The sequence below is a fragment of the Paraburkholderia sp. MM6662-R1 genome, from assembly GCF_050436245.1.
GTDB lineage: Bacteria > Pseudomonadota > Gammaproteobacteria > Burkholderiales > Burkholderiaceae > Paraburkholderia > Paraburkholderia tuberum.
Map to the genome: position 1 here is coordinate 936,218 of NZ_JBNDLV010000004.1, position 26,406 is coordinate 962,623.

Consider the following 26,406-nt stretch of genomic DNA (forward strand, 5'->3'; position numbering starts at 1 on the left):
GGATTACATGTTGTTGCGGCGCAACGGACCGCTCGATATAGCGCGATTCCGAAGTTGCGGAACGGCAATAAAAAAGAGGAAGATCGTGGCTCTCCCTCTTTGAGGATTGCCGCAGCCTCGGCTTGCCGAGTCGCGATCGCCGGCCTCGCTTAGTCGTACAGCACGGCTGCGATCTTCGGATCGTTCATGTTGGTCTTGTCGTACCAGTAAAAACCGGTGTCGATCTTCTTCGGCAGCTTCTCGCCGTGCAGCGCCTTGACCGCCGAGTCGACCGTGCATTTGCCGATACCGACCGGATTCTGCGTAATCGCGCCGGCCATCAAGCCCGACATGATGTTCTCCTTCTGCTCCTTGCCGGAGTCGAAGCCGATCAGCACGAGTTTCTTGCCCGATTCCTTGACGCCGATCGCCGCGCCTTCCGCGGAACCTTCGTTTGCACCGAAGATACCCTTCAGGTTCGGATTCGCCTGGATCATGGTCTTGGCGATTTCCGCGGACTTCAGGTGATCGCCGGCGCCGTATTGCACGGACACGATCTTGATGTTCGGATGCTTCGACTTGATCTGATTGACGAAACCGTCGCGGCGATCGACACCGGTGCGGCTCGTCTGGTCATGCACGATCACGCCGACTTCGCCGGAATTGCCGATCAGCGCGGCCATCTTGTCGGCGGCGAGCGCGGCGGCGGCGACGTTGTCCGTCGAGCAGGTCGTCAACGGAATATCGCTGTCGACGCCCGAGTCGAATGCAATCACCGGAATCTTTTCGTTCTGGGCGCGCTTGAGCAAGGGGATGGCCGCCTTACTGTCGAGCGCCGCGATGCCGAGCGCCTGCGGCTTCTTCGCGAGCGCGGCCGACAGCATGTCGATCTGCTTATCGACCATCGCTTCCGTTTCCGGTCCCTCGAACGTGATCCTGACGTTGTTCGCTTTCGCGGACTGCTCGGCGCCCGATTTGACGGCTTGCCAGAACTGATGCTGGAAGCCTTTCGAAATAAGCGGAATATACGGCTCGTCCGCGTACGCGAGACTACTTCCGCCGACGAGCGCACCGACACCGACCACGATACCGATCAGTCTTCTCTTCAACATGGGGCCTCCTCCAATGGTTGGGCTATCAAGCCGCTATCGAGCTTTCGAGGGAGCCTTCACGTGCCCTCTCTCTCCTGCTCCTGCGTTCCCTGCTTATTTGCTGCTTCCTTGCTCCTGCGTCAACTTCTCCGGCTGCGCCGCAGGATGTCCGCATACACCGCCAGAATGATGATCAAACCGGTCACGACGATCTGCCACTCCTGCGCGACCGACATGATGCGCAGTCCGTTGGTCAGCACGCTCATGATGAAAGCGCCGATGATGGTGCCGAGTATCGTTCCCGAACCGCCGCTCAACGACGTGCCGCCGATCACGACCGCCGCGATCGCATCGAGCTCGTAGCCTTGACCGAGCGCCGGCTGCGCCGAATTGAGCCGCGACGCGATCAGCAGACCCGCGATGCCGCAGATCGCGCCGCCCACGCCGTAAATCGCGATCTTCCAGCGATCGACATTGACGCCCGAGAGCCGCACCGCTTCCTCATTGCTGCCGAGTGCGAACGTATAGCGGCCGAGCGCGGTGCGATTGAGCGTAATAGAACTGACGATCGCGAGAAAGAACAGGATCAGTACCGCATTCGGAATCGGCACGCCCGGCAGGAAATAGCCGATCAGCGAATCCTGGGAAATACGGTAGAAGTTCTCGGTATCGGTGAAATAGATCGGCTTGTCCGCCGACACGACGAGTGAAAGACCTTTGAGCAGCATCATCATGCCGAGCGTCGCGATGAATGGCGGGATCTTCATTTTGGCGGTCAGCGTACCCGATACCGTGCCGCACACCGCGCCCGTCGCGAGTGCCGCGAGCACGCCCGTCCACATCGGCAGATGCCAGTACGTGAGAAATACTCCGCAAATCACGGCGGTAAATGTCATCAACGTACCGACCGACAGATCGATGCCGCCCGTAATGATCACGAACGTGGCGGCAATCGCCAGCACGCCGTTCACAGCTGTCGCCTGAAAAATGCCGAGAATGTTGTCAATCTGCATGAAGGCCGGCGATGCGAAGCTGAAGAACACCAGCAACAGGATAAGGCTCGCGAACGCGAGCATCTTTTGCACGGCGGTCGGCGCGAAAATTCGGCCTTTCAGCCTGGAAGTGCGCCTTTCGTTGTCCAGCGCCGCGGTATCCGTTCGCAATGTCATGTCGTAGACCTCTTCAGGCTTGTACCGTTTTCAGGGTTTCGCGCAGCGTCGCGAGATGCATGATGCGCTCCTGCGTCGCTTCGCCGGCGGACAGCTCGCCGGTAATGCGGCCTTCGCACATCACGACGATGCGGTCGCTCATGCGCAGAACTTCCGGCAGCTCGGAGGAGATCATCACGATCGCCTTGCCTTGCGCCGCCAGCGAGCGCAGCAGCTTGTAGATTTCGCTTTTCGCGCCGACGTCGATGCCGCGCGTCGGTTCATCGAAGAACAGTACGTCGCAATCGCGCTCGAGCCATTTCGCGATCACGATCTTCTGTTGATTGCCGCCCGACAGGAGCCGCACCTGCTGCGTCGCCGAAGGCGTGCGAATCGCAAGCAGCTTGATGAAGTGCTGCGCTCTTTTGCGAATCTGCCCGCGGCGCAGAAACATATTGATCGACAGGAACTTGCCGAGATCGGCCATCACGATGTTCGATTCGACATCCATTCCCGTAGCGAGACCGAAGCGCTTGCGATCTTCGGACAGGTAGCCGATGCCGCGCTTGACCGCATCACTGGGCCTCTTGATCGACGCCTTCACGCCTTTCACGAGTATCTCGCCCGATTCGACCGGATCGGCACCGAACACCGCGCGCGCGACCTCCGTGCGCCCCGCGCCCATCAAGCCTGCGAAACCGAGTATTTCGCCCTTGCGCAATTCGAAACTGACGTCGCGCACGAGCGGACCTGCGACGAGATTTCTCACTTCGAGCGCGAGTTCGCCTTTCACCGGCGCGCTCTCGACCGGCGTCACGTCGCCCAGCGTGCGTCCGACCATCATGCCGATGATCGTCTCGACGGCGGTGCCCTCGGTCGGCACGGTGGCCACATACTCGCCGTCGCGCATCACGGTCACGCGATCGGTGATCTGCTTCAACTCGTCCATCTTGTGCGAGATATAGACGACGCCGACGCCGCGCTCTCTCAATTGACGGATGATCCGGAACAGCTCGGCGATCTCGGCATCGTTGAGCGCGGACGTGGGTTCGTCCATGATCAGCACGCGCGAATCGAAAGACAGTGCTTTCGCGATCTCGACCATCTGCTGACTCGCGACGGTCAGCGTGCCGACCATCGTGCGCGGATCGAGTTTCACGTGCATGCGGGCGAGGATCTCGCTTGCCTGCGCATTCAGTTTGTCTTCATCGAGGAACAGACCCAGACCCTTGCGCGGCTCACGGCCGATAAAGATGTTCTGCGCGATGCTCAGATGATTCATCAGTTGCAGTTCCTGATGAATGATGCCGATGCCGACAGCTTGCGCGTCGCGCGGACCTTGAAAATCGACGGGCTTGCCGTCGAAGAGAATTTCGCCGGAATCGCGCGTATAGACGCCGGCAAGAATTTTCATCAGCGTCGACTTGCCCGCGCCGTTCTCGCCCATCAGCGCATGGACCTCGCCGGCCATGAGTTCGAACCGGACGTCATGAAGCGCTCTTACGCCCGGAAAGCTCTTGCAAAGATTGTTGACGGAAATGAGTGGGTTCATGTGCGGGTCTGTCGACGGCTGCCTATATCACCAACGTTTTTACGGTGGAGCTTTTTACGGCTTGAACAACGGCTTTCATTCCAGCTTTCATTCAAGGCGCGAACAGGTCGGGCCGCTCTTTTGCGGACCGGTGCAATTCGGCGACGACCTGGTCGAGATGATCGTGCATCGCTTTCGCGGCCGCATCGCCGTCGCCGGCGCAAAGGGCCTTGAAGATGCTCTCGTGCTCTTCCAGCGTATGCGTGAGCCGTTCTGGACTCGCGAGCAATTGTCTCGCGCGGTCCAGCGCATTGCGCGACACCGCGACGATCTCCTTCACGCGCGGCAGCTTCACCGCGTCGAGCAGGATTTCATGGAAAGCAAGATCGAGCGCGTGAAACGCCAGACGTTCGCCACTTCCAGCCAGACTGCGCTGCTGATCGAGATTGCTTGCCAATGCGTCGAGCGTCGCCCTGTCGTGCATCAGCGCGACCCCACGCACCGTCTCGACTTCCAGTGCGCTGCGGATGAACAGATGCTGGCGGATGTCGTCGAGCGCGATCGGTTTGACGCGCGTGCCGCGTTGCGGCAAAACCTCGACGAGACCCGCATGCGCAAGCCTCGCCAACGCGGATGACACCGGAAAGCGCGACACCCCCATGCGTTCGCACACGGCCATCTTGTCGATCATCATGCCGGGTTCCAACGCCAACGTAACAATCGCGTCTCGCAACGCCGCCTCGACCGCGTCGGTCAAGCTGCCGCGCTCGCCGCCGCCGACTTTTTGCAGTGCGACATACGGGTCCCCGGCGGCATTCTCAAGTTCGGTCGAGGAATTCACGAAGGCCTTGATTTCGAGAAGACATGCTAGCATGCTAGAAAGTGAATGCCGCGTTGTCAACGCGTACAAATGCCTGGAAATACCTAGGGATGCCTGGTATCTGGCAACTCCGGGCTTACCCGTACGCGCAGCAGGAACGCGCGCACAGAGAACGTGCGCACGAAACCGATCCGTCTGCGTCCGCGGACGACAAGCCGAGAGCCACAGCCCCGGAGGGTGCGCAGATGACAACGATCACAATGCTGTCCGTTCGGGACATCCGGTTCCCCACCTCACGTTCGCTGGACGGCTCCGACGCGATGAATGCTGCGCCGGACTACTCCGCCACTTACGTCACGCTCGAAACCGACACGCCGAATCTCACCGGCCACGGCCTCACGTTCACGATTGGCCGCGGCAATGAAATCTGCGTGACCGCCGTGAATGCACTCACGCCGTTGATCGTCGGCAAGAAGCTCGAAGATATCGCTGCGAATATGGGCGCTTTCTGGCGCGCATTTACTTCGGATAGCCAACTGCGCTGGATCGGCCCCGACAAAGGTGCGATTCATCTTGCCACTGCGGCGGTCGTCAACGCGGTGTGGGACCTGTGGGCGAAATCCGTCGGCAAGCCGGTCTGGAAGCTGCTGGTCGACATGAGCCCGGAAGAACTCGTGCGCTGCCTCGACTTTCGCTACGTGACGGATGCAATCACGCCGCACGAAGCACTCGCGATGCTGCATCGTCATGCGAAGACCAAGGGCGAGCGTGAAAAGGAAATGCTCGCGCACGGCTATCCGGCCTATACGACATCGGCGGGCTGGCTCGGTTACGACGACGACAAGATTCGCCGTCTCGCGCGCGAAGGCGTCGCGCAGGGATGGACGCATTTCAAGCAGAAGGTCGGCGGCGATCTGGAGGAAGACGTACGGCGCGCGCGCATTCTGCGCGAAGAGATCGGCGAGAACCGGAAGCTGATGATGGACGCGAACCAGGTGTGGGACGTCGATGAGGCGATCGCGAACATGCGCCGTCTCGCCGAGTTCGACCCGTGGTGGATCGAGGAGCCCACGAGTCCCGACGACATCCTCGGTCATGCGGCGATTCGCCGGCGGCTCGGTTCGATTGGCGTCGCAACCGGCGAGCATTGCCACAATCGCGTGATGTTCAAGCAACTGCTGCAGGCGCAAGCCATCGACTTCTGCCAGATCGACAGTTGCCGGCTCGGCGGACTCAACGAAGTGATCGTCGTACTGCTGATGGCCGGGAAGTTCGGTGTGCCGGTGTGCCCGCATGCGGGTGGTGTCGGCTTGTGCGAGTACGTGCAGCATATTTCTCTGTTCGACTATATCTGCGTGTCGGCGTCGCTCGAGAATCGCGTGCTCGAATACGTCGATCATTTGCACGAGCATTTCGTGGATCCCGTCGCGATCCGCAACGGGCACTATATGCCGCCGCAAAGGGCCGGGTATAGCATCGAGATGCTCGAAGGGACGCTGGACAGGTACTGGTATCCGGAAGGAGAAGCGTGGCAGGAGTGATGCTGGAGGGTAAGGGTTGGTGTCGTCGCGCAGATCGTCGCGGCGACGGGCGACCGGCTCGAGCGTGTTCATCGCGAGCACGCCGGCCGTCATGCGCGCAGCGCGGTGGATGTTGCGTCGCTGCCGGCAGGGGTCGCCGTCGAAGTCGAAGCGGTTGTCGCCTTGAAGAACGTCTGAATTCAACTCATACACTCGGAGCCGCCAATGTCTTCTCCGCTGTCGCCCGCTGTCATCGACGCAATACGTGCCCGCACACCCGGTGTGCGCAGTACCACGCACTTCAATCATGCGGGCGCGTCGCTGCCGTCGGCCGCCACGCTCGAAGCGATTCACGCGCATCTGTTGCGCGAAGCCTCGATGGGACCCATGGAAGCGGGCGCGGCTGCCCGCGAACAGACCGAACGGGCGCGCACGCTCGCCGCGCGACTGCTGAACGCTCAGCCCACCGAGATCGCGTTGACGACTGGCAACTCGCCGGGCTGGGGCGCTGCTTTCGCGGCATTGGGTCCGTGGCGCGAGGGGCAACGCATCCTCGTTGCGCGGCACGAATGGGGCGGCAATCTCGCGACGATGCGTCTTCTGGCGCAGCGCGCGGGCGCATCGATAGAGACGATTCCTTCCGATGAGAGCGGCAGGGTCGATCCTCGCGCGCTCGAAGCAATGCTCGACGACCGGGTCCGACTGATTGCGCTGACGTGGCTGCCGGCCAATGGCGGACTGATCAATCCGGCCGCCGCGATTGGGCGGATAGCACGCCGTCACGGCATTCCGTATTTCATCGATGCGGCGCAGGCCGTCGGACAGCTTCCGATCGACGTCGTCGAAGTCGGCTGCGATGTGCTGGCCGGCGCGGGCCGCAAGGCACTGCGTGGACCGCGCGGCACCGGGCTGCTATACGTCCGACGGGATTTTCTGCCCCGCTTGACGCCGGCCTTCGTCGACACGTATTCCGCGCCGCTCGACGTCAATGGCGACCCTGTACTGCGCGACGATGCCGTGCGTTTCGAATCGTCGGAAGCGTCGCTTGCACTGCATTGCGGATTGGCGAATGCATTGGACGAAGCGCTGGAAATCGGCATCGACAACATCCGCGCGCAGATCGATCGGACCGCGCAGACATTGCGCGAGAGGTTGGCCGCGATGGAGGGCGTGCGGGTGCTCGACCAGGGTGTCGAACGATCAGGTCTGGTGTCGTTCAATGTCGCCGGACTCGATGCCATGTCGGTGCGACGCGCGTTGGCGGCACAGGCCATCACGATCGGCTCGAATGGCGTCGCGTACACGCCGTTCGATATGACTAGCAGAGGGCTGACACAGATCGCGCGCGCATCGGTCAGCTATCTGACCACCGACGCCGAAGTTGATAAATTACTGGCTGGGATACGGACGTTGACGCATTGAGCACTCGAGTCAAAGAGAACTTTGCGTCAGTCAAATGAATGGAAACGTCTCTTTCAACTCAATTGACCGCACACGACCATGAACTCCGCCTCATCGCACCGCCTCGATTTATCAAAGTTTCCGCGCCACGCGCTTCTCGAAGGCCCGACGCCAATTCAGCACCTTGCGCGTCTGAGCGCTCGCCTCGGCGGGGCGGACATCTACGTCAAAAGAGAAGATCTGACGGGACTAGGTGGCGGCGGCAACAAGTTGCGCAAGCTCGAATTCCTGATTGGCGAAGCGCTCGCGCGCGGCGCGGACACCATCGTTACCGTCGGCGCGCGGCAATCGAATCATGCGCGCCTCACGGCGGCCGCGGCGGCTCGCGTCGGACTTCGATGCGAGCTGGTGCTGACGAGAACCGTGCCACGTTTCGACCACGACTACATGGAGAACGGCAACGTGCTGCTCGATGCGCTATTCGATGCGCGCGTGCATGATCTTCCCGGCACGGCCAACGCATTGCAATTCGCCGAGGAACGCGCGAACGAGTTGCGAGCGCAGGGCCGTAACGTCTATGTGTGTCCGTTGGGCGGTTCGAGCCCGGTCGGTTGTCTCGGCTACGCGGACTGCGCAGCTGAACTCGTCGCGCAATCGCAAGCGCAAAACGTGGCCTTCGATCGCGTCGTGGTGCCGAATGGAAGCGGCGGCATGCATGCGGGGCTGGTCGCGGGTTTGGTTGCGCTGGGCCTGGATCCGTCGCGTGTTGCCGCATTCACGGTGTATGGGAATGCTGGCCACGCGCGCACGGTTACTTTGGATAAGGCGAATCAGACGGTCCGGCTGATCGACCCGGGCCTAAGCGTGAGTGATGACGCCATCTCGATCGACGAAGCGCAGCTCGGACCCGGCTATGGCATTCCAACCGATAACATGCGCGCGGCTGTTCGGCTGATGGCATCGACGGAAGGTCTGTTGCTCGATCCCGTGTATAGCGGCAAAGCATTTGCGGGTCTTGTGGAAAACGTGAGCAACGGGAAGTACAGTGCCGGACAGAAAATTCTATTCGTGATGAGCGGCGGGCTTCCGGGGCTATTTGCCTATCGGAACGAGTTCTGAGCGCAGAAGCGGAGACAACGCGATGGTCTGATATGGCCGCCGTTGTCTGAAGAAAGCGCGAAGCGCTTGAAGATTCGAATCGACGATTCGAAATGGTGCCCAGGGCGGGATTTGAACCCACACGCCTTTCGGCGCTACCCCCTCAAGATAGTGCGTCTACCAATTTCGCCACCTGGGCAGAGGGGCGCCATTGTATCAGCTCGATTATTTTTTTGAAGCCCCTCGCGCGATATTGTTCTGAAGTTGCAATACCGGTCGAAAAACCGACGAGGCGTTCACCCCGTATTGCTGCCCGGCGAACAATTCGAGCGCGGCCCGGCGCCTCGCAAGAGCTGGTAAGGTCTGACGCTTGTGGGCCGCTAACCCGGGTGAATGCGACAAATGGCGGACCGCTATGCTCGTAAGCTGATGCGCTGAAAGAGCGCCCGCCACGGCACACCTATCATGTCACCACGACACACATCTTCTTCGCGACTTCGGTATCGTCTTTCTCTCGCGTCGCTGCTGACGTCGATAACGCTGCTGCAGGGTTGCGCAACGACGGCGGAGAACCTTGCCGTAGGGTTTGGTCTCGGCGCGGTCGGCGCCGTGTCGGCGTTAGGCTGCCTGCTCGCCTGCGAGATGGCCAATCCGCACTGGTGAAAGGCTGCATGGCGCGCGACGAGCAGCTAGTATTCGAAGCTCAACATCGATGACTAACGAAAACGGAGCCCCTGTGGCACACCCGCCCTTCCACCTCTACACCGACGCCCAATTCGCCAGCCCCTACGCGATGTCCGTCTTCGTCACGCTTCGCGAGAAGCGCTTGCCGTTCGACCTTTCGACCGTCGATCTCGCGAACAAGGCGAATCACGCCACCGACTATGCGGCCCGCTCATTGACGCGGCGCGTGCCGACCCTGATACACGAAGACGGTCGATAGAAGTAACAAAGACCAGCAAAATAGCTGAATACGAAAGTCTTAAAGATGCGGTAAAAGCGAATATTACATTCGCGTTTTATCAGAGCTTCGCTGCTCCGCCATGGCCCGATTCCGCGCCCGCTCCCTTTGTTTCCTCGCGCGTACGATGCTGACAACGATCAGCACGATCGCAAGCAATGTCAATTCGATCATTGCGGGAATTCGGATGGGATCATGAAACATGGCGGGCCTCCGTCACATGATTTCATCATAGTACGCCGGGCAGGTCAGCCTGAAGTATTGCGCCGCACCATTGCAATCTTACCGCCGCCATTACACCGGCTTTTATCCAGCCGGCAAAAGCCTCGAGTGACAAATTGAAAACATTCTGTCACGCAAAAACTTACAGGATTCAGATAGCCGTCCCTAAACAGTTTATTTGCGCTAGAGTACGTGAGCGATCAGTTGGATCGTGAGCCGTCCCGACAATTCGAAGGCGTTATCTGTCACGCGTTTGCTTGCGTGTACTAAGAAGCACCTGGACTCGTTGAAGACATCGCCCATGCCATATTTTCCTGTCGCCTACTGTGGTCCCGCGGCTGTCCCTGAAAGCTTGTGGCTGCGCTGGAATACGGATCCGCCATTGCTCGTCGCGCTCGCGGCGCTCGCATGGCTCGTGGCCAGCAACCGCTCGGCGAATGCACGGGCGGGATGGGGCGCCGTCGCATTGATGGCCCTCGTGTTCGTGTCGCCGCTCTGCGCGTTGTCCTCGGCATTGTTCTCCGCACGCGTCACTCATCACGTCATTTTGATCGCTGCAGTAGCTCCATTGCTCGCCCTCGCGTTTCCGCTGCCGCGCCTCGCGCATCCGCCGCTCGTGCCGGTGGTCGCCGCTCATGCGGTGATCATCTGGCTGTGGCATGCGCCTGGGCCTTATGCGTGGGGACTCGCGACGGTACCCGGCTACTGGCTGATGCAGATTACTTTGCTTGGCAGTGCATGGCTCATGTGGCGCAGCATCTTCTCGCCGTCGCTGCCGACCGGCCCCGCGCTGATGGCGCTCGTCGCGACGATCGGCCATATGGGTTTGCTCGGCGCGTTGATCGTGTTCGCGCCGGTGCCGCTCTACGTCGCGCACTTCGCGACCACCGCCGCGTGGGGGCTCACCCCGCTCGCCGACCAGCAACTCGCCGGACTGTTGATGTGGGTACTGGCGATGATCCCTTATCTCGCGGCAGGACTTTCGCTCGTCTGGTCAAGCCTGCGCGTCAGAGAGCCCGCGCTGTGACGACCCTGCTGAAGTTCATTCATCTGGCCGCGATCGCCGTCTGGTCGGGCGGTTTGATCGTGCTGCCGTATCTGTTCTGGCAGCGCCGCGGGCTCGTGGCGGGCACCGAACTCAACCGGCTGCACCGCATCACGCGTCTCGTGTTCGTGGAGTTGACCTCGCCCGCCGCTTTCGTCGCGATTGCGAGCGGCACCGCGCTGATTTTTCTGCAGGCCACCTTCGTCGAATGGTTCACCGCGAAGATGGTATTCGTCGGCATCATGGCGATGCTGCATGTGCTGGCCGGCCTCGTACTGCACGATCTGTATCTGCCCGACGGCAGGTTCAGCCGTGCCTCGGCGATCGCGCTGACCACCGCTTATCTGATCGTGATCGCCGCGATCATCTGGATCGTGCTGGCCAAGCCTCACATCGACTCGAACCTGCTGGCCCCGCATCTGTTCGAGCCCGGTGGACTTGGCCGCTGGCTGCATCACTCCTTCGGCGAAACGAGAATTCCGACGCCATGATCGAACACGAGCTTGCCCCCATGCCAGCCGGCGAAGCCCGTCATCACGGAGCTGAGCACCGACAGCACGAGCCCATGCGGCAGGATCTCATCGGGGTAATGAAGGCGCACGCCCCAGTTCGCACCCGCGAGCGCGACGAGCGTCATTGCGGCGACCGCATGCGACCAGCTCGCTTCCTTCAGGCGGATACCTCGCACCAGCAGCAGCTCGGCGGTACCGACCCCGCTCGCAGCCACCCCGCTCCAGAACGCGAAGCCGGCGGCCCACAAGCCGGCGCGAATCCAGAACGGGTCGCCCGTCCACCAGTAGATTACGTCGACGCCCAACGTCGCGACGACGAACGCGATCGGGAAATGCACCATCATCACGTGAATCGGATGACCGACGAGCGCCACCACCGACCCCTTGTCGAGCCGCAACAGCTCGAGCATCACTTCGCTTCGCGTCTCGTTTCCAGCATTGCCTTTGTTTGCCATGATGATGTGTCCTCGCATCGGGTGCCTGGTGGTGCAAACCATCATAGCTGCTTGCGCCTGGCCGTCCAAGCCGGATCGCTCGCCGCGTTGTCCGGCTGCACCGGGCCGCTCTCGACGCTCGAGCCATCGGGTCCGGCCGCCGCATCGATCGCCGGGCTGTGGTGGGTGATGCTGGCGGGCGCCGCGATCCTCTTCGCGATGGTGCTCGTACTGTTTCTGATGACGGTCTTCCGGCCCGGCTGGGGCTCGCACGTGTCGCCCGCGCGCTGGATCGTGCTCGGCGGTCTCGTGCTGCCGGCAGTGATCCTGATCCCGTTGATCTGCTACGCGCTGTACGCGGGCGAGCTGCTGCTGCCGCTGCGCGCGCATGCGCCCGCGCGCATCGAGGCGATCGCGCAGCAATGGCGCTGGACCTTCCGCTATCCGGAGCTCGGCAACGTCGAAACCGAGAACGTGCTGCATCTGCCCGCGGGCACGCCGGTCGACATCGTCGTGACCAGCATGGACGTCGTGCACGCATTCTGGATTCCGCGCTTCGCGGGCAAGATCGACGCGGTCCCTGGCCACCACAACCTGCTGCGTATCCAGGCCGATCAGCCCGGCCAGTACGCCGGCCAATGCAACCAGTTTTGCGGCATCGGTCACGCGGGGATGCACTTCACCGTGATCGTCGATCGTCCGGAAGATTTTCCGGCTGCTGTCAAAAACGCCGCCGCCAACGGGGAGGTGAAGAAATGAGTGTGCCCGTCGAGCCGCCATCACAGGGCATCACCGCGCTGCGGCTGCATCGCCAGCTTGCCGCGATCTGGGCCACCGGGCCAGGCGTGCAGAGACTTACCTCGGTCAACCATACCGTCCTCGGCTTGCGCATCATGATCACGTCGTTCGTGTTCTTCGCGATCGCGGGGATTCTCGGCATGCTCACGCGCGTGCAGCTCGCGACGCCGCATGCGGCCTTCATGGATGTTGAGACCTATAACCAGGTCTTCACGATGCATGGATCGATGATGCTGTTCCTGTTTGCGATCCCGATGGTGGAAAGCTTCGCGGTCTACCTGGTGCCGAAGTTTCTCGGCGCGCGCGACCTCGCGTTTCCACGGCTGACCGCTTACGGCTACTGGTGCTATCTGTTCGGCGGCACGATCCTGACCGTGTCGCTGATCCTGCACTCCGCGCCGGACGGCGGCTGGTTCATGTACACGCCGCTCAGCTCGAACGTGTACACGCCCGGACTGAACGCCGACGTGTGGCTGCTTGGTATCACGTTCGTCGAGATTTCAGCGCTTTCGCTCGCGGTGGAACTCACCGTCTCGATCCTCAAGATACGCGCGCCGGGCATGTCGATCGATCGCATGCCGATCTTCGCGTGGTACATCCTCGTCACCGCGATGATGATGATCGTCGCGTTTCCGCCGCTGATTCTCGGCTCGATCCTGCTCGAGGTGGAGCGCGCGTTCAACCTGCCGTTCTTCGATCCGACGCGCGGCGGCGATCCGCTGCTGTGGCAGCATCTGTTCTGGCTGTTCGGCCACCCGGACGTGTACATCATCTTCCTGCCGATGGCCGGCGTGCTCTCGACGATGATCCCCGTGTTCGCGCGCCGCCGCCTGATCGGATATCGCACGATCGTCGTCGCGATCATCGCGCTCGCGTTCCTGAGCTTCGGCATCTGGGTGCACCACATGTTTACGGTGGGCATTCCACATCTGGCGCTCGCGTTCTTCTCGGCGGGCTCGGCGATCGTCGCGGTGCCCACCGCGATCCAGTTCTTCGCGTGGCTCGCCACGCTGTCGCATGGCCGCCCGCGCTGGGACGTGCCGATGCTGTACATCTTCGGCTTCTTCTTCGTGTTCACGTGCGGCGGGCTGACCGGCGTGATGCTCGCGATCGTGCCGTTCGACTGGCAGGCGCACGACACCTACTTCGTCGTCGCGCACCTGCACTACGTGGTGGCCGGCGCGCTCGCGTTTCCGATGCTCGCGGCGTTCTATTACTGGTTGCCGCTGCTGACCGGGCGCACCGCCGTGCATAACCTTTCGGTGCCGGCGTTCTGGCTCGTGTTCATCGGCTTCAACATGACGTTCTTCCTGATGCACCTGACCGGCCTGCTAGGCATGCCGCGGCGCGTCTTCACCTATAGCGGCGACGAAGGCTGGAACTGGCTCAATCTGCTGTCGTCGGTGGGCAGCTTCGTGATGACGATCGGCTTCGCTCTCGTCGTGATCGACATCGTCGTGCAATTGCGTTTCGGCCAACGCGTGCGACGTAACCCGTGGCAATCGACCACGCTCGAATGGGCGATGCCGATTCCGCCCGCGCCGTACGCATTCGCGTCGATCCCGCACATGGACGCCGAAACCGAAAAGGTGCCCCCGGGCCAGCTAGCGACCTCTCTGGCGCGCGGCGAGGGTTACCTCGGTTTCACGCGCAACGGCTGGCAGGAGACGCTAGGCGTGCATATGACGTCGGGCGAGCCCGAACAGCTGATCGTGCTGCCGAACTCGACCTATCTGCCGCTCGTCACCGCGCTCATGACCGCCGCCGCGGTGCTCGCGATGCTGTTCAAGTTCTATCTGCTGTCGGTCGCGTTCGCATTCGTGACGTTTGGCCTCTTCATCTACGCGGGCCAGAGCGCGGGGCACGCGCGCGATTACGGCGCGCTGCCGGTCGGCCGAGGCGTCAGCGTGCCGCCGCATACCGAGGTCGTCGGTTCGCCGTCATGGCTTTCGATGATCTGCGCGCTGATCGCGAACAGCACGCTGTTCACCTCGCTGATCTTCGGCACGTTCTACCTGTGGATTGCCGCGCCGAACTGGCCGGCAGCCGTGACGCCGCATCCGAACCGCGGGCTCGCGCTCGTCGCGGCCGTCGCGCTCGCGGTGGCCGCAGCCGCCACGCGTGGCTCGTTGCGCGCGGCCGCCGCCGAGCGCAAACCGCACGGCACGATCGGGCTGAGCGCGATCGCGCTGATCGTCGCGCTCATCGCCTGCGTGATGCTGATCAACGGCGTGACACCGAATCCGCGCGAGCATGCGCTCGGCGCGACGGCCGCGGCGCTGCTCACGTACATCGCAGTTCACGCGGGCGTCGGGTTGTTGTTCCTCATCAGCAACGTGCTGCGCGTCGGCGCGGGCTTCGTTTCCGCACGACGCCTGACCGATCTGCGTCTCACCCGCCTGTGGGTCGATTACACGCTGGCGACGGGCATCATCGCGCTTGGACTCGTGCTCGCGCTGCCGAGCCTCGTCGCCGTGCTGGGAGCCAGACCATGAATGCGCGTCCGCTTTCGCCGCGGCGGTTGTGGTGGCTCGCCGTCGGCTTCGCGATCTGGTGTCTCGCGTTCGTGATCCTGTATGCGCTGCACGCGATCGGCTGCGCGTTCGCGTGGCCCACCGGCCCGCTGCGCGCGAGTCTCGCGATCATTCTGCTGCTGCATCTGATCGCGATCGGCTGCCTATGGCGCTATCGCGCCGCGACCCGCGACCCTGGTCCCGAACGCATCAGCTCGTTCATGCATACCGTCGTCGTCTGGACCCTGATCGCGGCGCTTGTCGCGACCGTGATCACGTTCGGGCCCGCGCTGCTGCTCACCACCTGCGTTTGAACGCGGACTGAGCGCGAGCGCGACCGCCGCACCCGGCATGGAGAAGCACCGATGCAGTCTCGAGATCTCGTGCACAAGGCCGTCTGGTCGGTCATCTATCTACTGTTCATTCTCGCGCCGCTGTTTGCGCTGCTGACCGGCACGCTCCCGCCCGCGCGCAACTTCGGCACCGAATTCTCGGTGGCGCTCGGCTATTCCGGACTCGCGATGATGGGCCTGCAATTCGGCCTCACCGCGCGCTTTCGTCACGTGACCGAGCCGTGGGGCGAGGACGTTATCTATCATTTCCATCGACGTGTGTCGCTGCTCGCGGTCAGCCTGGTCGTCGCGCATCCGCTGATCCTGTTCGCGATCCGCTCGGACAAGGTCGCGATGCCCGGCTCGCTGCTCGAGGTACCGTGGGGCGCGTGGTTCGCGTTCCTGTCGATCGGCTCGGTGATCGTGCTGGTGATCACCGCGCTATGGCGCAAGCAATTGAAGATTCGTTACGAGCTGTGGCATTTGTCGCATATCGGGCTCGCGTTAGTCGCGATCTTCGGCGGCGTGCTGCATATGATCGGCTGGGGCTTCTATCTGACCGATCCGTTCAAGCGCACGCTGTGGATCTGCATGACAGCATTCTGGGTGGCGTTGCTGCTGTACGTGCGTCTGTTCAAACCGCTCTTCATGATCAGGCGTCCGTACCGGATCGCGGAAGTGCGCGCCGAACGCGGCGACACGACGACGCTCGTGATGCAGCCCGACGGCCACGCTGGCTTTCGCTTCAAGCCCGGCCAGTTCGGCTGGCTCAACGTGTGGGGCAGCCCGTTCAGGATCACCGGGCACCCCTTTTCGTTCTCGTCGAGCGCCGAGGCCGCGAACGGCCGCGTCGAAATGACGATCCGCAATCTCGGCGATTTCACGAGCCAGGTGAAGACGATCGAAACAGGTCGGCGCGTGTATCTGGACGGACCGTATGGCGCGTTCACGATCGGGCATCCGACCGACATGCACGTGCTGATCGCGGGCGGTATCGGCATCACGCCGATGATGAGCATGATCCGCTCGCTTGCCGATCGCGGCGACCAACGTCCGCTCGTGCTACTGTACAGCGGCAAGACCTGGGACTCGCTGACTTTCCGCGAGGAGCTCGATGCGCTGAAAGCGCGGCTCGATCTGCGCATCGTCTATGTGCTGTCGGACCCGCCCGAAGGCTGGAGCGGGGAAGTCGGGCGCATCGACGCCGCGATGTTCCGGCGACATCTCCCGCCCGAGTTCGCCGATCACGAGTATTTCATCTGCGGCCCGGACTCCATGATGGATGCGATCGAAACGGCGCTCGGCGAAATGAAAGTGCCGCGCATCCGCTACCATTCCGAACGCTACAGTTTCGTCTAGGAGACTTGCGATGCGCCGACTGTTGGCCAACCGTCTCGTCGTTGCCACCGGCGTGATCGTCGTGGCGTTGTCGCTTCTATTCGCGTATCTGCGGGTCGGTTCGCTGCATTAGGGCCCGGTTACGCCAAAGACGGGCTCGCGGCGCGCTTTTTCCTCATGCTCGAAGGTTGAATCGATATGCCCTACTTTTTTGGAATTGGTCTTCACGTTTTCATCGCGATCTTTTTCGCCGTCCACGCGATGCGCAATAACCAGGGCATCTACTGGCTATTCATTCTGTTTGCTTTTCCGCTGCTCGGCAGTGTCGTGTACTTCTTCGCAATCTATCTGCCGGGTCTGCGCCACTCGCGCGGCGCGCGCGTGGCCACGCAGGCGATCACCCAATTCGTCGATCCGAATCGCGCGCTGCGTGAAGCGCGCGCCGCTTTCGACCGCGCGCCGACCGTGCAGCATCGGATGCGGCTCGGCGAGGCCTTGCTCGCGGCCGGCAATCCGCGCGAAGCGCTCGAACATTTCCAGACCGCGGCGAACGGCCCATTTGCAAACGATCCCGCGCTGCTGCTCGGTCTCGCGCGCTCGCAGTTCGCGCTCGGCGACTACACGGCCGCGGATGCGACGTTGGCGGATCTGTTCTCGGTCAATCCGCGGGCACGCAACCAGGGCGAGCCGGCGCTGCTGAACGCGCGCACGCTGGCCGCGCGGAATGCGCCGGGCGCACGCGCGGCATTCGAACAGGCGCTGACCTGCGCGACCGACGTCGCGCCGCGCTGCCTGTTCGCCGACTGGCTCGCCGCGCAACCGGAAGATGCGGACCGCCGCCGCGCCGGCGCGCTCTATGCCGAAATCGTGCATGACGCCAAACATTGGCCGCGCCACGCGCGCGAGCACAATCGCGAGTGGCTGCAACGGGCGCAGGCCGCGTTGGCGGCCGGCGCGGCTCGAACGTGAGCAAGCCGAGGAGAACTTCGATGCGACGCACGACCCGGTCTTTTGCTTCGGCGCTGTGCGCCGCGCTTGCGGCGATTGCATTCGGTGCCGCCGGCGCTTCGACTTCCGCGCAGGCTGCTGGCATGGACAAGCAGTTCGAATGGCCCGCGTCGTTCGTCGTGCTCGGCGATGGCTATCCGCACTCGGGCGATGCATGCCGGCGGCTCCGCGAATCGGCCGCGACCGTGAACTATCTCGACCATATGGCGATGCTGGTCGGCTGTCCGGGCTCGCGCGACAGCGCCGCCGTGCGCGCGATCGTCGGGCATCAGCGGCACGCGCGCGTGGTCGGCGAAGCGGAAGGCGTGACGCTGATTTCGATTTCGACTGAAAGCGCTCAGGCCGGCTCGCAGAACGGCCACGGGCCCGTGAAGGAATCGCCTATCAGCGCGAGCGGCACGTTGCCGTGCGAGCGCGGCAACGGACAGACCAAAACGATGTGCAAGTTCGGCGTCGTGCATCACAGCGATCGATCGACTACGGTCGTGGTCTACTGGCCCGACGGCACGACGCGGGCGATTTTCTTCGGCGTCAACGGCCGGGTAGTCGGCACGGCCGCGTCCGCGAGCGATCGGCCGATGCCCGGCGACACGCTGACGCGCAAGCATGCCGGCATCAATCTGATTTCAGTTGGCAATGAGCGCTACGAAGTCGAGGACACGGTTCTGTCCGGCAGTTGAATTGCGTTGAAGCACATCGGCGCAAGCCATCCGCGGTCGAACGCCTGATTCGACGCACGCCACGTTCATTTCTATCCCCAGTAACGATGACGCTGACGGCACCGGCGGGATCGAACAACGCGCAGGTATTCATCGATCCGCCGACCTCGAGCAGCGCAGGCGTGCGCTCGCAGCAGGCCGCGTATCTGAGCGCGACGCACTACTGCCCGAGCCTCGCGATCCTGAGCGGCGCGAAGTCGTAAGCGGTCAGCGCGACGCAGTTATCGATGATTCGTTGACGCGTCGCGCAATCGAAGGCACACTCGCTCACTATGCAAGCCCTCACGTACCGCCCGACTGCAAAGCATCATCATGCGCATGCCCGCGTGGGACTGCCTGTGGGGACTCGCATACGCATACGCCGCTAGACATCATTCGCTGCGACATGCGCCAGAAAGCCCCGCCGGCAACGACGGGGCTTTTTGTTTTCCGCGACCTTATCCGCTCATCGAACGAAGGATTGCCGCCATGACACAGGAAGCACAGACGCCTGCCGTATCGAAGACCTTTGCGGCGCCCATCGATCTATACCGCGTCCTTGCACGCGTATGGGCCGGCGATACGTCGAGCCCCACGCACGCGTGGTCGTCGACGAATCCCGCGCAGAATCATTGCAGCGTTACGTCTCTGATCATGCAGGACTATTTCGGTGGCGAGATTCTGACGACGCGTACGTCGGGGGGCACGCACTTCTACAACCTGATCGACGGCAGCAGATGGGATCTGACGGTCAGCCAGTTTGCCGAGCCGATTCCATTCGACGATACGCGTTCGAGTCGTGAGGCGGCGTTCGCTGATACGTCGCGGGAGAAATACGAACTGCTGAAGTCGAGGCTCGCGCAAAGCCAGCTGAAATAAACGCTCAATCAAACACGCGTGGCCGAACTGCATCGATACGCGGTTGGCCACGCCATGTCACTTCAACCAATCACTTCCTGCTTCCCCGGAATGCCTTGCCCGCGCAACGAACACCCGCGCGTTTCAGGCACGTAGATCAACGCAATCGCCCCCACCACGCACGCGGCCATCATGTAATAAGCGGGCACCAGCGCATTGCCCGTATGCGCGACCAGCCATTCGTTCGCCATCGGCGCCGTGCCGCCGAAAATCGACGTCGACACGTTATACGCAATCGCCATCCCCGCGTAACGGACCTGGGTCGGAAACATCGCGGGGAACATCGCCGAGATGCTGGCCAGTTGCGGCACGTACAACAGCCCGAGCACCGCAAAGCCGATGAACGCGCCCGCCACGCCGAGCTTCATCAGCAGGAACATTGGAATCGCCGCGACGAACAGGCCAATCAGCGAAAACCACCAGACGTTCTTGCGTCCCACGCGATCCGAGAACGTGCCCGCGAACGGCAGAAACACCATCATCGCGAGCATGCCGATCAGCGGCACGAGCAGGGACATGTTGTCGCTCATGCCAAGCTGCTTCTGCATGAAAGTCGGCATATAGGCGAGCAGCACGTAGTTGACGACATTCAAAGCAACCACGAGTCCACCGAGTTGGATCAGCGGTTTCCAATAGTCGCGCAGCAATGCCTTCAGCGTGACGCAGCTATGCTGCTCCTTGTGCATCGTTTGTTCGAGCTCGCGAAAGACCGGCGTGTCTTCGAGCCTGGAGCGCAGATAGAAACCGATCAGGCCGAGCGGCGCTGCAATCAGAAACGGCAGACGCCATCCCCACGCATGCATTGCCGTGTTGCCGAGCACGACGGAGCAACCGAGCATCAGAAACGCGCCGAGCGAGAAGCCCGACAGCGTCGCGAATTCGAGGAAGCTGCCACAAAAGCCGCGCTTATTGTCCGGCGCGTATTCGGCCATGAAAGTCGCCGCGCCGCCATATTCGCCGCCCGTCGAAAAGCCCTGGATCATCCGCAGAACGACGAGGATAACCGGTGCCCACCAGCCGATGCTCGCGTATGTCGGCACGAGTCCGACCAGCAGCGTTGCGACCGACATTAGGATGATCGTCAACGCGAGTACGTGCTTGCGGCCGAGGCGATCGCCCAGCGGCCCCCAGAACAGGCCGCCAAGCGGACGCACCAGAAACGAAATGGCGAACGTCGCGAGCGCGAACAACGTGGCCTGCGCGGTGCTGCCGGGAAACAACGCGGCCGAAATATAGCTCAGGCCGTAGGCGTAAATACCGTAGTCGAACCACTCGGTCGCGTTTCCGAGTGCCGACGCCGCGATTGCGCGTCGCAGCAAGCTGCGCGCCTGCGGTTGCGCGCTCTGCGCGTTCCATGAATGTACGTAGTGCATGTCTTCTCCTGGGGGTGTCTCTATGCGACTCAGGCAACGTCGCCCGAATCCACGATACCGGCGACCCGCGCCTGCAACGATGTTCTAGGACGATGCAGGCATCGGGGTTTTCCATAAAGCCCGCAACGGCTGCGGTAATCCGTACGCGTGCGTCGGCATGCGTCGCACGCGTTCGGGAAAAACAACATGATTGGCGTCGCGCAGTGCTCTCAGCGCATCAGCAACGGCAGCGTCATCAAACGACCCCGCTGTGGCCTCGCCTCGTTCTCGCCGCAAAGGCGCAAACACATCCACGCGGTCGCGAGGTTGCTGCTCCACCTCGTCGAACAGCATGATCCGCGGTGCGAGCGCGAGCGCCCGCGCGATCGCCACGCGCTGTTTCTGCCCGCCCGACAGTTGCGCGGGAAGGCTCTTCGCCTTATCGGCCATGCCGACCATGTCGAGCAGTTCGAGCGCGCTCCTCTGCGCCGACTCACGGCTCTCGCCCTTCGTCAGCCCGATCCCGACGGACCGATCAGCGCGAGCTTCTCGCCGGGCATCACGTCGAGCGACAGTTCGTCGAGAACGGTCAGCGCGCCATATCGTTTCGTGATCCGGTCGAGCCGGATCAATGGCTTGCTCGCCGGGCTTTCGTCTCGGCGCGCCGGTGTGCTTGCGGAGGCGACCGCGCGCTCTTCGGAGAAAAGACTTGCCGGGGCGATGCCTGAAGCGCTCAACAGATCGGTAACTCGCGCGGTGTTCATATCGATTCGATCCCGTTCGTCGTACGTTTAATGCGAACCAGAATACGCAGCCATATTTGCGATCCAGATTGCTCTAGAACAATTCTTTTCTACACGCGGGCAAGGGCGGCGCAGCGTGCACTGCAACGAACACGCAGCGTCCGTCGATAACGTCGTGAACATTGAACTAGCACATTCAGCGGCGTTTTTTCGCGGCATTAGACTGCGGCGAGAGATACCCGTGGACGCCCCGTTCACTTGCACCGGGCGCCACTTTCCGCAACGACGTCACGCTCATAGAGAGGGGAAGATGTTAGATACGACGCAACACGAATCGCGAATCGCGGCGCCCGTCGTGCGCCTGCCGTTCGAACGCGACGAGTACGCCGCGCGTCTTGCCAAGACGCGCAAGGCCATGCAGGCGGCCGGCATCGAACTATTGATCGTGTCGGACCCGACCAATATGGCCTGGCTCACCGGCTATGACGGCTGGTCGTTTTACGTGCATCAGTGCGTGCTGCTCGCGCTGGATGGCGAGCCGGTCTGGTTCGGCCGCGGTCAGGACGCGAACGGTGCCAAGCGCACCGTCTTCATGCAGCACGATCAGATCGTCGGCTATCAGGATCATTACGTGCAATCCACCGCGCGTCATCCGATGGACTACCTCGCGCGCGACGTGATCGCCGCACGCGGCTGGGCCAACGCGAAGATCGGCGTCGAAATGGACAACTACTATTTCAGCGCCGCCGCTTATCGCTCGCTCGTCGCGCATTTGCCGGACGCGAAATGGCAGGACGCAACCGGCCTCGTCAATTGGCAACGCGCGGTCAAATCCGCGCGCGAGATCGAGTACATGCGCGTGGCCGCGCGCATCGTCGAGAAGATGCACGCGCATATCGTCGAGCGAATCGAACCGGGTATGCGCAAGAACGACCTCGTCGCGGAGATCTACTCGGCAGGCATTACCGGCATCGATGGTTATGGAGGCGACTATCCGGCGATCGTGCCGCTGCTGCCGACCGGCGCCGACGCGGCCGCCCCGCATTTGACCTGGGACGACACGCCGTTCGCGAAGGACGCCGGCACGTTCTTCGAAATTGCCGGCTGCTTCAAGCGTTATCACTGCCCGCAGTCGCGCACCGTGTACCTCGGCAAGCCGCCGAAGCATTTCATCGAGGGCGAGCGTGCGGTGGTCGAAGGGATCGAGGCCGGGCTCGCCGCGGCGAAACCCGGCAATACCTGCGAGGACATCGCCAATGCGTTTTTCGCGGTGCTGCATAAATACGGCATCGAGAAGAACAGCCGCTGCGGCTATCCGATCGGCGCGAGCTATCCGCCGGACTGGGGCGAGCGCACGATGAGCCTGCGCCCTGGGGACAAGACGGTCCTCGAACCCGGCATGACGTTTCACTTCATGCCGGGCCTGTGGCTCGACGACTGGGGCCTCGAAATCACCGAGAGCATTCTGATTACGCGGACCGGCGTCGAGACCTTTTGCAGGACGCCACGCAAGCTGTTCGTCAAACCGTGATTGCGCGGGCGTCGTGCCCGCGTGAACTCGCGAAGCACGACGCCCGTTTCAACGAAAGGGGAAACATGCTTCCGAAAACGATGAAGGCCGTCGTGCTGACCGCGCACGGTGGCCTCGACAAACTGGTCTATCGCGACGACGTGCCGGTGCCCTCGTGCGCGACTGGCGAGGTACTGATCGACGTCACCGCATGCGGTCTCAACAATACCGACGTGTGGGTCCGCCAGGGCGCCTACGGCACCGAGGACGATCCGCAAGCGGTGTCGACGTGGCGACGCGGCCGCTCGACGCTGACGTTTCCGCGCATTCAGGGCGCGGATATCGTCGGACGCGTGGTCGCGGTGGGTCGCGGCGTCAGCGACGCGCGTATCGGCGAGCGCGTGATCGTCGACGCGTCGATCTACAACCGCGACGACGACAGCCTCGCCGATATCGACTACATCGGCCACGGCCGCGACGGCGGCTACGCCGAATACACGGCCGTGCCCGCGGAAAACGCGCATCGGGTCGACTCCAGCTATTCCGACGCCGAACTTGCCACGTTTTGGTGCGCTTATCACACCGGCGAGCAAATGATCGAACGCGCGGCCGTCAAGCACGGCGAAACGGTGCTGATTACCGGCGCGTCCGGCGGCGTCGGCTCGGCCATCATCCAGCTGTGCCGCGCGCGCGGCGCGATTCCGTATGCGGTGGTCAGCAAGGGTAAGGAAGAGGCCGTGATAGCGCTCGGCGCGCAAGGGGTGATGCTGCGCGATAGTAGCGATTTCGTCGGGGACGTCGAACGGATGACCGAGGGGCGGGCCGTCGATGTAGTCGCCGATCTTGTCGGCGGGGCGCTGTTCGGCAAGCTGCTGAACGTACTGCGGCCCGAGGGGCGATATACGACCGCGGGCGCGATCGCAGGTCCGGTCGTGCAGCTCGATCTGCGCACGATGTATCTGAAGCAGTTGCAGTTGAATGGATCGTCGCAGGGCACGCGCGGTGCGTTCAAACGCGTGCTCGACTATATTCAGAACGGGACGATCCGGCCGGTTCTCGCGGCGAGTTATCCGTTGTCGAAGTTTCATGATGCGCAGACGCGGTTCATGGAAAAGCGCTTTGTTGGCAATATCGTCGTGATTCCGGATCGGCATTATGGCGACTCGGTCGCACGCTGACGCTCGATGCAATAAAGCCGCCGGCCGCTGCAATTAATCCTCGACGGCGAACCAGGCACACTGCGAGCCCGCCCTTCAAGGCGGGCTTTTTTTCGCGCCTAGCGATCGTTAATTGTTGTCAATTTACATTTTTCTTTGCCTTGAATCACTGTCCGGTCGTCCATCATTAGGGGCAGCGTAGCGAAGGCGCCGCTCAGACACATAGCGTTATACATAAGTCCTTAGCCGAGCCCGTCGCGGAGCGCGCGTAGCGTGTCAGCGGCAGCGAGTACCTGATCGAGCCCTCGCCAGATGGTCTTGGCACCCGGTTCACCGTCGCTCTTTCGGCCGAGGAAACCACCGATTTGCGCAATCAGCCGCACGACCTCATTCACAGTGGGCGGCGGCGTCGGCATCTTCTTTTTGGCCAGCAGGTGGGCGCCACGAATTTCGTCCGGATCGAAGAACAAGGCGGCATCCAGATCCGGACAGGTCCGGCCTTTGCGCATCAGATACGTCACACGCCATGCCACTACCAGGAACAAGGCCAGCGCACGCTCGATCCGGTCGACAGCGGCCAATTGCAGGGTCTCGACTTCGCAGCCGTTCTTGAGCACATGGAAATAGATTTCGATTTCCCATCGGGCCCGGTACCAATTGATCAGTTCGACCGCGTCTTCCTGGGTTGCGACGGCTCGGTTGGTCAGCAAACGCCACTCAATCGGCTTGATGCCAGCGGGCGCCCCCACTTCGCGTGCGATTACGCAGTGAACCTTGAGCTTGCCGCGTTCGCCGTCCACTATCTCGACTTCGCGAGCCCACAGTTGCTGGCGTACGGTGCGGCTCTTCTGAGTCTCGCGGGCGCCGGTCATGAAGGTGATTTCACCCAAGGGCTCAGCGCTGGTTGTACTCGCCCACAGCCTGGCGCCGTCACCGCCGGGCAGGCAGCGGTCATGTTGGGCGCGCACCAGCCAGTCCGCTGGCGTGCCCAGTTCGTGCGCCCGGCGCATCATTTCCACCATGTCCGCCTCGCGGTCGGCCACGTACACCAGTCGCGTGTGCGGCATGTCCGGCGCCATTTCCGCCACGCGCTCGTAGCCTTCGATCCAGCGCGTGCTTTCTTTCGGCCCAGGACGGACACCATCGGCGTCAAGCTCCTCGCGCGCCCACATCCATGCATCGAGCACGCCCAGCGGTTCGCGTTCGGTCGTCACCGCATAGGTCGGGTGCAAGTACAGCCCGCGCCTTGCTTCGTAGTTCAACGGCCCCAGACCGTCGATGTCCTGGCCGTTAAAATCAAGCTCGGTGGTGTCCTGGATGCACAGCACGACCGACTGGCTGCGCATGCGTTCCTGCGTGCTCGCCCAATGCGGCTCCAGGATGGCTTCCCAGGCCACATCCGTATTGCGCAAAAATCGGTACGCCGCGCACGTCTCGCTCCAGCTATCGCACGCCTGGGGGATACTGGCCGTCGGATTGGCCGCAAGTCGTTCCATCAATTTCTTTGCCCTCCTGTCCAGGCGGGCGTCGCCAAGGTCCAGCCCCGCAAATTCCTGCTCGATCCACTGCTGTGCCGCCTTCGTCACCGCGTCCGCCCAAATTACGAGAGTAGACGCGATCCGGCCAAAGTTTACAAGCACGGCTTTCAAGTCATTGAATGTAAACGGCTTGCTGGCGCGGGCGGCTGCCGCAGCGAGATGTGTATAACGCTATGGCTCAGACAAGGTGCGCCTTTCCCGAAAATCAACGCTGCTTTCAATCAAAGAAGCATTTACTCAGCATGGGCATTCCCGCACATATGTGGCTAAAGGATGATGGCGGTGCAGATATCAAGGGTTCGTCAACCGTTCAGGATCGAGAAGGAAGTATTGAACTCATCAGTTTCGGTCACGGCGTTAAACTGCCGGTCGATAACGCCAACGGGAGAATTACCGGCGCACGCACGCACTCCCCGGTTTCGTTTGAAAAAGAGTTTGATGCAACAACGCCCTATCTTTACAAGGCCGTGGCGAAGGGGCAAACGCCTGACGTCTGCGGAGATCAAGTGGTATCGCATCAACGATGCAGGAAAAGAAGAAGTCTATTTTGTGATGACGCTCGAAGGCGGGAAAGTGTGCGGCATCAGCCCCGGCATGGCCAATACCAAGCTGGCGCAGGCGTCCGCACTCAATCACGTTGAGTCGGTCTCCATGATGTATGACCGTATCACGTGGCATTACCTTGATGGCAACATCAAATACACAGACTCGTGGAATGAGCGCGAATAAGGGGCTTGAA

25 protein-coding genes, 1 tRNA gene and 4 pseudogenes are annotated in these 26,406 nt (G+C 62.1%); 20 read left to right on the forward strand and 10 right to left on the reverse strand.

What is annotated here, in order from left to right; genetic code table 11:
- Positions 1-149: 149 nt before the first annotated feature.
- From OKW39_RS34160 to OKW39_RS34175, 4 genes are all read right to left on the reverse strand, one after another.
- The gene (locus OKW39_RS34160; protein WP_090807654.1) at positions 150-1,091 is read right to left on the reverse strand and encodes an ABC transporter substrate-binding protein; all 942 of its coding nucleotides are present in this window, start codon (positions 1,089-1,091) and stop codon (positions 150-152) included.
- Positions 1,092-1,210: 119 nt separating this feature from the next.
- A complete protein-coding gene (locus tag OKW39_RS34165) occupies positions 1,211-2,239 on the reverse strand; it encodes an ABC transporter permease (protein ID WP_429564646.1) in 1,029 nt (342 codons plus the stop codon).
- Between the two features lie 13 nt (positions 2,240-2,252).
- On the reverse strand, positions 2,253-3,770 hold the full coding sequence (locus OKW39_RS34170) for a sugar ABC transporter ATP-binding protein (RefSeq protein ID WP_429333325.1): 1,518 nt from the start codon (positions 3,768-3,770) through the stop codon (positions 2,253-2,255).
- A gap of 91 nt (positions 3,771-3,861) precedes the next feature.
- Complete coding sequence (locus tag OKW39_RS34175; protein WP_090807659.1) at positions 3,862-4,623, reverse strand: GntR family transcriptional regulator; 762 nt, start codon at positions 4,621-4,623, stop codon at positions 3,862-3,864.
- Between the two features lie 191 nt (positions 4,624-4,814).
- On the opposite strand from OKW39_RS34175, the gene OKW39_RS34180 reads away from it, so the two are divergent.
- From OKW39_RS34180 to OKW39_RS34195, 4 genes and pseudogenes are all read left to right on the forward strand, one after another.
- Positions 4,815-6,110 carry an L-fuconate dehydratase gene (locus tag OKW39_RS34180; protein ID WP_429564647.1) on the forward strand — a complete coding sequence of 432 codons (1,296 nt, stop codon included), beginning with the start codon at positions 4,815-4,817 and terminating at the stop codon, positions 6,108-6,110.
- Between the two features lie 15 nt (positions 6,111-6,125).
- Positions 6,126-6,287 (forward strand): annotated as a pseudogene (locus tag OKW39_RS34185) (RidA family protein); the annotation flags it as partial.
- A 27-nt stretch (positions 6,288-6,314) separates the two neighbouring features.
- The gene (locus OKW39_RS34190) at positions 6,315-7,511 is read left to right on the forward strand and encodes an aminotransferase class V-fold PLP-dependent enzyme (RefSeq protein WP_429564648.1); all 1,197 of its coding nucleotides are present in this window, start codon (positions 6,315-6,317) and stop codon (positions 7,509-7,511) included.
- 78 nt (positions 7,512-7,589) lie between these two features.
- Entirely contained in the window at positions 7,590-8,609 is a 1,020-nt protein-coding gene (locus tag OKW39_RS34195; RefSeq protein WP_429564649.1) for a D-cysteine desulfhydrase family protein, read from the forward strand.
- A 93-nt stretch (positions 8,610-8,702) separates the two neighbouring features.
- On the opposite strand, the gene OKW39_RS34200 is transcribed toward OKW39_RS34195, so the two are convergent.
- Positions 8,703-8,787 (reverse strand) — tRNA-Leu (locus OKW39_RS34200).
- A 266-nt stretch (positions 8,788-9,053) separates the two neighbouring features.
- On the opposite strand from OKW39_RS34200, the gene OKW39_RS34205 reads away from it, so the two are divergent.
- From OKW39_RS34205 to OKW39_RS34220, 4 genes and pseudogenes are all read left to right on the forward strand, one after another.
- Entirely contained in the window at positions 9,054-9,251 is a 198-nt protein-coding gene (locus OKW39_RS34205) for a hypothetical protein (protein ID WP_429564650.1), read from the forward strand.
- Between the two features lie 49 nt (positions 9,252-9,300).
- A pseudogene (locus OKW39_RS34210) lies at positions 9,301-9,522 on the forward strand (glutathione S-transferase N-terminal domain-containing protein); the annotation flags it as partial.
- A gap of 550 nt (positions 9,523-10,072) precedes the next feature.
- Entirely contained in the window at positions 10,073-10,798 is a 726-nt protein-coding gene (locus tag OKW39_RS34215) for a cytochrome c oxidase assembly protein (RefSeq protein WP_244144895.1), read from the forward strand.
- Complete coding sequence (locus tag OKW39_RS34220; protein ID WP_429564651.1) at positions 10,795-11,307, forward strand: CopD family protein; 513 nt, start codon at positions 10,795-10,797, stop codon at positions 11,305-11,307. The genes OKW39_RS34215 and OKW39_RS34220 overlap by 4 nt, the downstream gene beginning before the upstream one ends.
- Here OKW39_RS34220 and OKW39_RS34225 read toward each other — a convergent pair.
- Complete coding sequence (locus OKW39_RS34225; protein WP_429564652.1) at positions 11,271-11,783, reverse strand: DUF2231 domain-containing protein; 513 nt, start codon at positions 11,781-11,783, stop codon at positions 11,271-11,273. The genes OKW39_RS34220 and OKW39_RS34225 overlap by 37 nt on opposite strands.
- Positions 11,784-11,834: 51 nt before the next feature.
- On the opposite strand from OKW39_RS34225, the gene coxB reads away from it, so the two are divergent.
- The 8 genes from coxB to OKW39_RS34265 all read left to right on the forward strand — a co-directional run bounded on the left by coxB (position 11,835) and on the right by OKW39_RS34265 (position 19,328).
- Positions 11,835-12,521, forward strand: coding sequence for a cytochrome c oxidase subunit II (gene coxB, locus OKW39_RS34230; RefSeq protein WP_090807672.1), 687 nt, complete (start codon positions 11,835-11,837; stop codon positions 12,519-12,521).
- Positions 12,518-15,055 carry a cytochrome c oxidase subunit I gene (gene ctaD / locus OKW39_RS34235; RefSeq protein WP_429564653.1) on the forward strand — a complete coding sequence of 846 codons (2,538 nt, stop codon included), beginning with the start codon at positions 12,518-12,520 and terminating at the stop codon, positions 15,053-15,055. Before coxB ends, ctaD begins: the two co-directional genes overlap by 4 nt.
- Positions 15,052-15,387: a hypothetical protein gene (locus OKW39_RS34240; protein WP_429564654.1), complete on the forward strand. Its 336-nt coding sequence runs from the start codon at positions 15,052-15,054 to the stop codon at positions 15,385-15,387. Before ctaD ends, OKW39_RS34240 begins: the two co-directional genes overlap by 4 nt.
- Before the next feature lie 51 nt (positions 15,388-15,438).
- Positions 15,439-16,764 carry a ferredoxin reductase family protein gene (locus OKW39_RS34245; RefSeq protein WP_429564655.1) on the forward strand — a complete coding sequence of 442 codons (1,326 nt, stop codon included), beginning with the start codon at positions 15,439-15,441 and terminating at the stop codon, positions 16,762-16,764.
- A 177-nt stretch (positions 16,765-16,941) separates the two neighbouring features.
- Complete coding sequence (locus tag OKW39_RS34250; protein WP_090807679.1) at positions 16,942-17,712, forward strand: tetratricopeptide repeat protein; 771 nt, start codon at positions 16,942-16,944, stop codon at positions 17,710-17,712.
- 20 nt (positions 17,713-17,732) lie between these two features.
- Positions 17,733-18,431, forward strand: a complete 699-nt coding sequence (locus OKW39_RS34255; protein WP_429564656.1) for a hypothetical protein — start codon at positions 17,733-17,735, stop codon at positions 18,429-18,431.
- A gap of 86 nt (positions 18,432-18,517) precedes the next feature.
- Positions 18,518-18,673 carry a hypothetical protein gene (locus OKW39_RS34260; RefSeq protein ID WP_167368682.1) on the forward strand — a complete coding sequence of 52 codons (156 nt, stop codon included), beginning with the start codon at positions 18,518-18,520 and terminating at the stop codon, positions 18,671-18,673.
- Positions 18,674-18,938: 265 nt separating this feature from the next.
- Entirely contained in the window at positions 18,939-19,328 is a 390-nt protein-coding gene (locus tag OKW39_RS34265) for a YunG family protein (RefSeq protein ID WP_090807683.1), read from the forward strand.
- A 62-nt stretch (positions 19,329-19,390) separates the two neighbouring features.
- On the opposite strand, the gene OKW39_RS34270 is transcribed toward OKW39_RS34265, so the two are convergent.
- The 3 genes and pseudogenes from OKW39_RS34270 to OKW39_RS34280 form a co-directional block, all read right to left on the reverse strand.
- Entirely contained in the window at positions 19,391-20,740 is a 1,350-nt protein-coding gene (locus tag OKW39_RS34270) for an MFS transporter (RefSeq protein WP_184072726.1), read from the reverse strand.
- Between the two features lie 318 nt (positions 20,741-21,058).
- A pseudogene (locus tag OKW39_RS34275) lies at positions 21,059-21,226 on the reverse strand (ATP-binding cassette domain-containing protein); the annotation flags it as partial.
- Positions 21,227-21,231: 5 nt separating this feature from the next.
- Positions 21,232-21,483 carry a hypothetical protein gene (locus OKW39_RS34280; RefSeq protein ID WP_429564657.1) on the reverse strand — a complete coding sequence of 84 codons (252 nt, stop codon included), beginning with the start codon at positions 21,481-21,483 and terminating at the stop codon, positions 21,232-21,234.
- Positions 21,484-21,772: 289 nt separating this feature from the next.
- Here OKW39_RS34280 and doeA point away from each other — a divergent pair, with 289 nt between their 5' ends.
- Together doeA and OKW39_RS34290 are read left to right on the forward strand one after the other, a co-directional pair.
- A complete protein-coding gene (gene doeA, locus OKW39_RS34285) occupies positions 21,773-22,993 on the forward strand; it encodes an ectoine hydrolase DoeA (RefSeq protein WP_429364512.1) in 1,221 nt (406 codons plus the stop codon).
- A gap of 65 nt (positions 22,994-23,058) precedes the next feature.
- Positions 23,059-24,150, forward strand: coding sequence for an alcohol dehydrogenase family protein (locus tag OKW39_RS34290; RefSeq protein WP_429564658.1), 1,092 nt, complete (start codon positions 23,059-23,061; stop codon positions 24,148-24,150).
- Between the two features lie 221 nt (positions 24,151-24,371).
- On the opposite strand, the gene OKW39_RS34295 is transcribed toward OKW39_RS34290, so the two are convergent.
- On the reverse strand, positions 24,372-25,715 hold the full coding sequence (locus tag OKW39_RS34295; RefSeq protein WP_425199403.1) for an IS4 family transposase: 1,344 nt from the start codon (positions 25,713-25,715) through the stop codon (positions 24,372-24,374).
- A gap of 212 nt (positions 25,716-25,927) precedes the next feature.
- Here OKW39_RS34295 and OKW39_RS34300 point away from each other — a divergent pair.
- Together OKW39_RS34300 and tssD are read left to right on the forward strand one after the other, a co-directional pair.
- Positions 25,928-26,026: pseudogene (locus tag OKW39_RS34300) on the forward strand (type VI secretion system tube protein Hcp); the annotation flags it as partial.
- A 79-nt stretch (positions 26,027-26,105) separates the two neighbouring features.
- A complete protein-coding gene (gene tssD, locus OKW39_RS34305; protein ID WP_429564659.1) occupies positions 26,106-26,396 on the forward strand; it encodes a type VI secretion system tube protein TssD in 291 nt (96 codons plus the stop codon).
- Positions 26,397-26,406 lie beyond the last annotated feature (10 nt).

Excerpts from the sequence above, each read along its gene's own strand:
- OKW39_RS34160 (WP_090807654.1), bottom strand. The coding sequence starts at position 1,091 with ATGTTGAAGAGAAGACTGATCGGTATCGTGGTCGGTGTCGGTGCGCTC.
- OKW39_RS34165 (WP_429564646.1), bottom strand. The coding sequence starts at position 2,239 with ATGACATTGCGAACGGATACCGCGGCGCTGGACAACGAAAGGCGCACT.
- OKW39_RS34170 (WP_429333325.1), bottom strand. The coding sequence starts at position 3,770 with ATGAACCCACTCATTTCCGTCAACAATCTTTGCAAGAGCTTTCCGGGC.
- OKW39_RS34175 (WP_090807659.1), bottom strand. The coding sequence starts at position 4,623 with ATGCTAGCATGTCTTCTCGAAATCAAGGCCTTCGTGAATTCCTCGACC.
- OKW39_RS34180 (WP_429564647.1), top strand. The coding sequence starts at position 4,815 with ATGACAACGATCACAATGCTGTCCGTTCGGGACATCCGGTTCCCCACC.
- OKW39_RS34190 (WP_429564648.1), top strand. The coding sequence starts at position 6,315 with ATGTCTTCTCCGCTGTCGCCCGCTGTCATCGACGCAATACGTGCCCGC.
- OKW39_RS34195 (WP_429564649.1), top strand. The coding sequence starts at position 7,590 with ATGAACTCCGCCTCATCGCACCGCCTCGATTTATCAAAGTTTCCGCGC.
- OKW39_RS34205 (WP_429564650.1), top strand. The coding sequence starts at position 9,054 with ATGTCACCACGACACACATCTTCTTCGCGACTTCGGTATCGTCTTTCT.
- OKW39_RS34215 (WP_244144895.1), top strand. The coding sequence starts at position 10,073 with ATGCCATATTTTCCTGTCGCCTACTGTGGTCCCGCGGCTGTCCCTGAA.
- OKW39_RS34225 (WP_429564652.1), bottom strand. The coding sequence starts at position 11,783 with ATGGCAAACAAAGGCAATGCTGGAAACGAGACGCGAAGCGAAGTGATG.
- ctaD (WP_429564653.1), top strand. The coding sequence starts at position 12,518 with ATGAGTGTGCCCGTCGAGCCGCCATCACAGGGCATCACCGCGCTGCGG.
- OKW39_RS34240 (WP_429564654.1), top strand. The coding sequence starts at position 15,052 with ATGAATGCGCGTCCGCTTTCGCCGCGGCGGTTGTGGTGGCTCGCCGTC.
- OKW39_RS34245 (WP_429564655.1), top strand. The coding sequence starts at position 15,439 with ATGCAGTCTCGAGATCTCGTGCACAAGGCCGTCTGGTCGGTCATCTAT.
- OKW39_RS34250 (WP_090807679.1), top strand. The coding sequence starts at position 16,942 with ATGCCCTACTTTTTTGGAATTGGTCTTCACGTTTTCATCGCGATCTTT.
- OKW39_RS34255 (WP_429564656.1), top strand. The coding sequence starts at position 17,733 with ATGCGACGCACGACCCGGTCTTTTGCTTCGGCGCTGTGCGCCGCGCTT.
- OKW39_RS34260 (WP_167368682.1), top strand. The coding sequence starts at position 18,518 with ATGACGCTGACGGCACCGGCGGGATCGAACAACGCGCAGGTATTCATC.
- OKW39_RS34265 (WP_090807683.1), top strand. The coding sequence starts at position 18,939 with ATGACACAGGAAGCACAGACGCCTGCCGTATCGAAGACCTTTGCGGCG.
- OKW39_RS34270 (WP_184072726.1), bottom strand. The coding sequence starts at position 20,740 with ATGCACTACGTACATTCATGGAACGCGCAGAGCGCGCAACCGCAGGCG.
- OKW39_RS34280 (WP_429564657.1), bottom strand. The coding sequence starts at position 21,483 with ATGAACACCGCGCGAGTTACCGATCTGTTGAGCGCTTCAGGCATCGCC.
- doeA (WP_429364512.1), top strand. The coding sequence starts at position 21,773 with ATGTTAGATACGACGCAACACGAATCGCGAATCGCGGCGCCCGTCGTG.
- OKW39_RS34290 (WP_429564658.1), top strand. The coding sequence starts at position 23,059 with ATGCTTCCGAAAACGATGAAGGCCGTCGTGCTGACCGCGCACGGTGGC.
- tssD (WP_429564659.1), top strand. The coding sequence starts at position 26,106 with ATGCAACAACGCCCTATCTTTACAAGGCCGTGGCGAAGGGGCAAACGC.